5 protein-coding genes are annotated in these 6,046 nt (G+C 64.6%); all 5 read left to right on the plus strand.

Features of this window, described 5'->3' with window-relative positions:
- Nucleotides 1-527 (plus strand): acyl-CoA thioesterase (locus ACFE7U_RS12275; protein ID WP_375410011.1); only part of this gene is annotated, 527 nt, incomplete at its 5' end.
- 288 nt (nt 528-815) lie between these two features.
- Nucleotides 816-1,154, plus strand: coding sequence for a P-II family nitrogen regulator (locus ACFE7U_RS12280; RefSeq protein ID WP_292512291.1), 339 nt, complete (start codon nt 816-818; stop codon nt 1,152-1,154).
- Nucleotides 1,155-1,238: 84 nt separating this feature from the next.
- Nucleotides 1,239-2,738 carry an ammonium transporter gene (locus ACFE7U_RS12285; RefSeq protein WP_375410012.1) on the plus strand — a complete coding sequence of 500 codons (1,500 nt, stop codon included), beginning with the start codon at nt 1,239-1,241 and terminating at the stop codon, nt 2,736-2,738.
- A 379-nt stretch (nt 2,739-3,117) separates the two neighbouring features.
- Complete coding sequence (locus ACFE7U_RS12290) at nt 3,118-4,104, plus strand: TorF family putative porin (protein ID WP_375410013.1); 987 nt, start codon at nt 3,118-3,120, stop codon at nt 4,102-4,104.
- A gap of 303 nt (nt 4,105-4,407) precedes the next feature.
- The coding region (locus tag ACFE7U_RS12295; RefSeq protein ID WP_375410014.1) for a DNA translocase FtsK 4TM domain-containing protein at nt 4,408-6,046 on the plus strand (1,639 nt) is incomplete at its 3' end.

The raw sequence follows: 6,046 nt of genomic DNA on the forward strand, positions 1-6,046 counted from the left end.
TTTCGCACCAGCTGCCGATGCCCCAGGTGCCCGGCCCCGACAGTCTTCCGGATGCGCGCGCGATCGCTGCGAAAGCCGGTCCGGGCATCCCCGCCCCCGTCCTCGCCTATTTCGGCCGCGAGCGGCCGATCGAGCTGCGGCCGGTGGAGGTGGAGCGCTACCTGCGCCGGGAACCGCGGGAACCGCGTTTCCACGTGTGGCTGCGCGCCGCCGCCCCTCTGCCGGACGATCCGGCGATCCATCGGGCGGTCCTCGCCTATGCGTCGGACATGACGCTCCTCGACGCTACGCTCATCGCCCACGGGCAGACGGTGTTCGATGGCGAGATCCAGTCGGCCAGCCTCGACCACGCCCTCTGGTTCCATCAGCCCTTCCGGGCAGACGAATGGCTCCTCTATGCGCAGGACAGCCCGAGTGCAGGCGGGGCGCGTGGCTTCGCTCGCGGGCTCATCTACAGCCAGGACGGTCGCCTTGTTGCTTCCGTGGCACAGGAAGGAATGATCCGGCCGCGCCGAAGTGAGAGCTGAGCCGTCGGGCAAGAAGAAAACGCCTATCAAATAGCGCGAATGCGCAACTTCTCATCGCGCTGAATGATATTTCAGCTCTGCGAATAGGCGGTACGCCATTTCGGGCGCCAAATTGGGTTAGTTTGTAGGCACACCAGCCTGGGTCCTAGAAGTTCCCACTGGCATAGTCCTTGAATAGTGGCGCTTCGAGCGGTGCCATGTCGGCCCGCGCGAAATGTCCGGACGTGTCCGGTCGCGACGCAGAGCGCGACGGACCGCCGGGTCAACTCGGACAAGGGGGCGCCGCCCATGAAAATCGTGATGGCTATCATCAAGCCGTTCAAGTTGGAGGAAGTGCGCGACGCCCTGACCGGCATCGGCGTGCACGGCCTGACCGTGACCGAAGTGAAGGGATACGGGCGGCAGAAGGGCCATACCGAGATCTATCGCGGCGCCGAGTATGCGGTCAGCTTCCTGCCCAAGCTCAAGATCGAAGTCGCTGTGGCCGCCGACGTCACCGGGACCGTGATCGATGCGATCGCGGCCGCGGCCCGGACCGGCCAGATCGGCGACGGCAAGATCTTCGTGCTCCCCCTCGAGAAGGCCGTCCGCATCCGCACCGGCGAGACCGACGCGGACGCCCTCTAGCCGACCGGACCGGCACCCCGCCAGCCTTCCCAGACCACTCAGCCTTCACATCAGCATCGCACCGCGATCGGGAGTCTCGTTTCCATGAAACTTCGCAATGCCCTGTCGCTCGGAATGGGAGGCGCCGCCCTGGCCCTTCTCATGGTCGAGCCATCACTCGCGCAATCGCCCACGGTAGAAGCCGTGACGGCTCCCGGCGCGCCGGTCCCGAACAAGGGCGACACCGCCTGGATGCTGATGTCATGCGCCCTCGTGCTGATGATGACGCTGCCGGGCCTCGCCCTGTTCTACGGGGGCCTCGTGCGCACGAAGAACATGCTCTCCGTTCTGACGCAGGTCTTCGCCATCGCCTGCCTCGTTTGCCTGCTGTGGGTCTTCTTCGGCTACAGCATGGCCTTTACCAACGGCGGCGGCCTTAACGACTATGTCGGCGGCTTCTCCAAGGCCTTCCTCAAGGGCGTCGACGCGAACTCCACCGTCGCGACCTTCTCGAACGGCGTGGTCATCCCCGAATACGTCTACATCTGCTTCCAGATGACGTTCGCGATGATCACCCCGGGCCTCATCGTCGGCGCCTTCGCCGAACGGATGAAATTCTCGGCGCTGGTCGTGTTCATGGTGCTGTGGGCCGTGCTGATCTACTTCCCGATGGCGCACATGGTCTGGTACTGGGGCGGCCCGGATGCGGTCGGCAACGCCGCCAAGGCGTTGGCCGCGGCCACCGACGATGCCAGCAAGGCCACCGCGCAGGCGGCCCTCGACGCGGTGAACGCGGATGCGGGCATGATCTTCAAGTGGGGCGCCCTCGACTTCGCCGGCGGCACAGTCGTGCACATCAACGCAGGCATCGCTGGCCTCGTGGGCTGCCTTATGCTCGGCAAGCGCATCGGCTACGGCCGTGACCTCCTGGCCCCTCACTCCCTGACGATGACCGCGATCGGCGCCTCGCTTCTCTGGGTCGGCTGGTTCGGCTTCAACGCGGGCTCCAATCTCGAGTCGAACGGCACCACGGCCCTCGTGATGCTGAACACCTTCGTCGCAACCGCCGCGGCCGCCCTCTCCTGGCTGTTCGTCGAATGGCTCCTGAAGGGGAAGCCGTCGCTCCTCGGCATGCTCTCGGGCGCCATCGCCGGCCTCGTGGCGATCACCCCGGCCTCGGGCTTCGCCGGCCCGATGGGCGGCATCGTGCTCGGCCTCGTCGCCGGCGCCGTGTGCTTCATCATGTGCTCCACGGTGAAGAACGCCATCGGCTACGACGACTCGCTCGACGTCTTCGGCGTCCACTGCATCGGCGGTATCCTGGGCGCCCTCGCCACGGGTGTCCTGGTCCACACGGATCTCGGCGGCGTCGGCATCCCCGACTACGCGTCGAAGCCCGGTGAGTTGGCGGTCGGCGCCTACGACATGACCGCTGCGGTCATCGCGCAGGCCAAGGCCGTCGGCTTCACGATCCTGTGGTCGGGTATCGGCTCAGCGATCCTGTTCAAGCTCGTCGATCTCACCATCGGCCTGCGCGTGACACAGGACGAGGAGCGCGAAGGCCTCGACATCGCCGACCACGGCGAGCGCGCCTACAACTACTAGCCTTGGCATCGCCTGCGGCGAGAGCAGGCGGTTGGCGAGCAGTTTAGCTTTTGACGTAGAAAGCCGGTGCCGTGCAAACGGGACCGGCTTTCTGCTGTTCTGTGCCTTGTTTCGTTGATTCGTCGTCGCTGCTGGGGACGTCTGCATCGATCACGACGCCGAGGGACATTTCGCGTGCTGAGTTTGGACACGTGGGGCCAACCTGCCACCGCGTTGCCGGATCGACGGCCAAAATGTGGCGTCAAAGCAACAACCTCATCTCATCATAAACGAGCAACCCCTATTTGCTTATTTCATAGGCAATTGCCTGAAAGTTGGTTTTGCCGATCTGTCTTTCGTCCGGCACTCTTGGACAAGTTTAAACAAGGGGCTGATTTCAATGATGTCGAAGATGTCCATGCGGGGGGTTGCTGCTTCCGTCGCGACCTTGCTGAGCCTGGGCCAGGCTTACGCTGCCGATCTCGCCGCCCCGAAGGTGATGCCGGTCGAGGCGAAGGCGCCCGATCCGCTAATCGGCTTCTCATTCGGTTCGCGCTACCAGACGGACTACAATTTCCGCGGTATCTCCCAGTCGAATCGCCAGGGCAGCTACCAGACCTTCTTCGAGGCACAGTATTTCGGCAACTTCGCCTATACGGGCTTCGCGACCTATCAGACCCGCCTGCCGACCCGTCCGGACATGGAGTTCGATCTCGTCGCCGGTATCCGGCCGACCTTCGACAAGTTCGCTTTCGACTTCGGCGTCATCTACTACTTTTATCCTAATGAGCAGCGCCTCTTCAACGCCGACGGCATCACGCCCTTCACCACGGCCAATACTGATTTCATCGAGTATGCTGGCAAGGTCCTCTACACCGCGACCGATGCCCTCACGGTGGGCGCCAATGTGTTCTTCGCGCCCAACTATCTAGGCACGCATACCAACGGCACTTACGTCTCGGGTACGATCGCTTACACGCTTCCGGCGACGCTGTTCCCGTTCCTGCCCGATGCTTATGCAGGCGGCTTTTCGCTTTCGGGCGAAGGCGGTCATTACTTCTTGGGCGCGGCTAAGAGCTCGGCCACTGGCGTATTTGGCAGTACCGCTCCAGGCCGCTTTCCGGTCTTCGATTTGCCGAGCTACGCATACGGCAATGTCGGCCTGTCCTATACCTATAAAAACATCGTCCTTGATGTGCGCTATCACGACACCAACCTGAACCGTCGCCAGTGCGCCGCGCTGACCGGCGACTTCCGCCAGCTGACCAATGGCGGTTTCTCCAAGTGGTGTGGCGACGCGGTCATCGGTTCTATCACCTTTCAGACTTCGACGGCTTCCCCAGGCATCTATGCCGAGCCAGGCGGATTGCTGAATCTCTTCCGCTAAGGAAGTTTCAGACCGAGATTATGGGGCTCCGGAGCGATCCGGGGCCTTTTTTCGTGGATTCCGCACTGAGGGCATGCTGCTGTTTTATGGAACCATCAGCACGTTCTATCTCTCTGTGGCTCACGGTGAGTTCGAACAACCCGACTCCGCTTTTCCGCATCATGATTTTTAGTTCAGACATCAAACGAATACGCCCAGGGCCGTTCTTCACACGTCTTTGACCGACAGGGTAGCATCCTTAAACGGCCGTTAACCGAGCTGGCATTAGCGTTACCGGACAGTTCCCTTCGCGTCTGGTCCCGCATGCGCTCGCTCCGACGTTCCGCATCGCCCTACGATACCTTCGTCGAATCTCTGCGCCCGTTCCTCGCCAAGCGGCTGACGGAGCTCGGAGGTCTCGTCCTGTTCCTGGGCGCGACGGCGCTAACCGTCGCCCTCGCGACCTGGTCGATCGACGACCCGAATCTCAACCACGCCACCAACCACGCCGCCCACAATGTCCTCGGTGCCCCCGGGGCCGTCATCTCTGATCTTGCGATGCAGCTGATCGGGCTCGGCTCGCTCGCTTTCGCCCTGCCGCCGGCGCTGTGGGGCGTCCGCCTGATGCGGGCGCGGGATCTGCCGAGCGGTGGTCTTCGGATCACATTGTGGATCATCGGATTCTTCGCGGCGAGCGCGGTCGCCAGTGCCCTGCCGCCGACCACGCGGTGGCCCCTGCCAACCGGGTTGGGCGGCGTCGCCGGCGATGCGCTCATTCATGCCGCCCGCACCCTCGTCGGCGTCGTCTCGACCTCGGCCGCCGCTCTCTGCGGCTTCGGCTTCGCGGTGATCGCGATCCTCGCTATGACCGGTGCCTGCCGCGTCGGCCCCGCCGAGGAAGCGGAGGACGAACCCTACCCCACCGCCCGCATGCCCGTGCGGCGCGAGCCGAGCCGCGCCGAGCGCGAGGAATCCGACGAGCCGAGCCTCGGCATCCTGTCGCTCGGCACGATTGCGCAGGGCTTCATGGCCGGCCGAGACGGTGTCGGCGCCTGGATACGGAGTTGGAGCACTCGGCGAACAGACGCGACGACCGCGGCCTTGTATTCCGGAAACTCCCCGGCCCTGGCAGCCAGACGTGCCTTCGGCCCGGACGACGATGCGCCATGGGTTCGGGAGGACGCGCCCGCCATGGGCGCGGAGGCACGCCGGGAGCCCATCTTCGACGATCCCGAGCCAATGCCGACTTCCGGTCCGGAAAGGGAACGCCGGTCCGTGGCGCCGCCGATCCTCCATGACGATGAGCCGAACGAGGACGCCCCGGTCTCCGTCGCCGACGACACGTATCCGGTCCGCTCGCGCGTCGCCGCGCCGGTGCCGAGCCCGATGCCGGTTCGCCGCCCGCCCGTGCCGTCCATGTCCAGATCGGACGCCTACGCGCATCCCGCCCTCGAACTGTTGGCCGAGCCCAAGGGCCCGTCGGCGAGCAGCCTGATCTCGACCGATGCGCTGGAGCAGAACGCCACCCTGCTCGAAGCGACGCTCAGCGATTTCGGCGTGCGCGGCGACATCCTGGCGGTGCGGCCCGGTCCCGTCGTGACCCTCTACGAACTCGAGCCCGCGCCCGGCACAAAGTCGAGCCGTGTCATCGGCCTCTCGGACGACATCGCCCGCTCGATGTCGGCGGTCTCCGCCCGCGTGGCGGTGGTGCCGGGCCGCAACGTCATCGGCATCGAGTTGCCGAACGACAAGCGCGAGACCGTGTTCCTGCGCGAACTCCTGGCCTCCGCCGATTTCGGGATGAGCAAGCAGAAGCTTGCCCTGTGCCTGGGCAAGAACATCGGCGGCGAGCCGATCATCGCCGATCTCGCCAAGATGCCCCACCTGCTCGTCGCCGGCACCACCGGCTCGGGCAAGTCGGTGGCGATCAACACGATGATCCTCAGCCTGCTCTACCGGATGA

Origin of the sequence: uncultured Methylobacterium sp., assembly GCF_964251405.1 — a bacterium.
GTDB lineage: Bacteria > Pseudomonadota > Alphaproteobacteria > Rhizobiales > Beijerinckiaceae > Methylobacterium.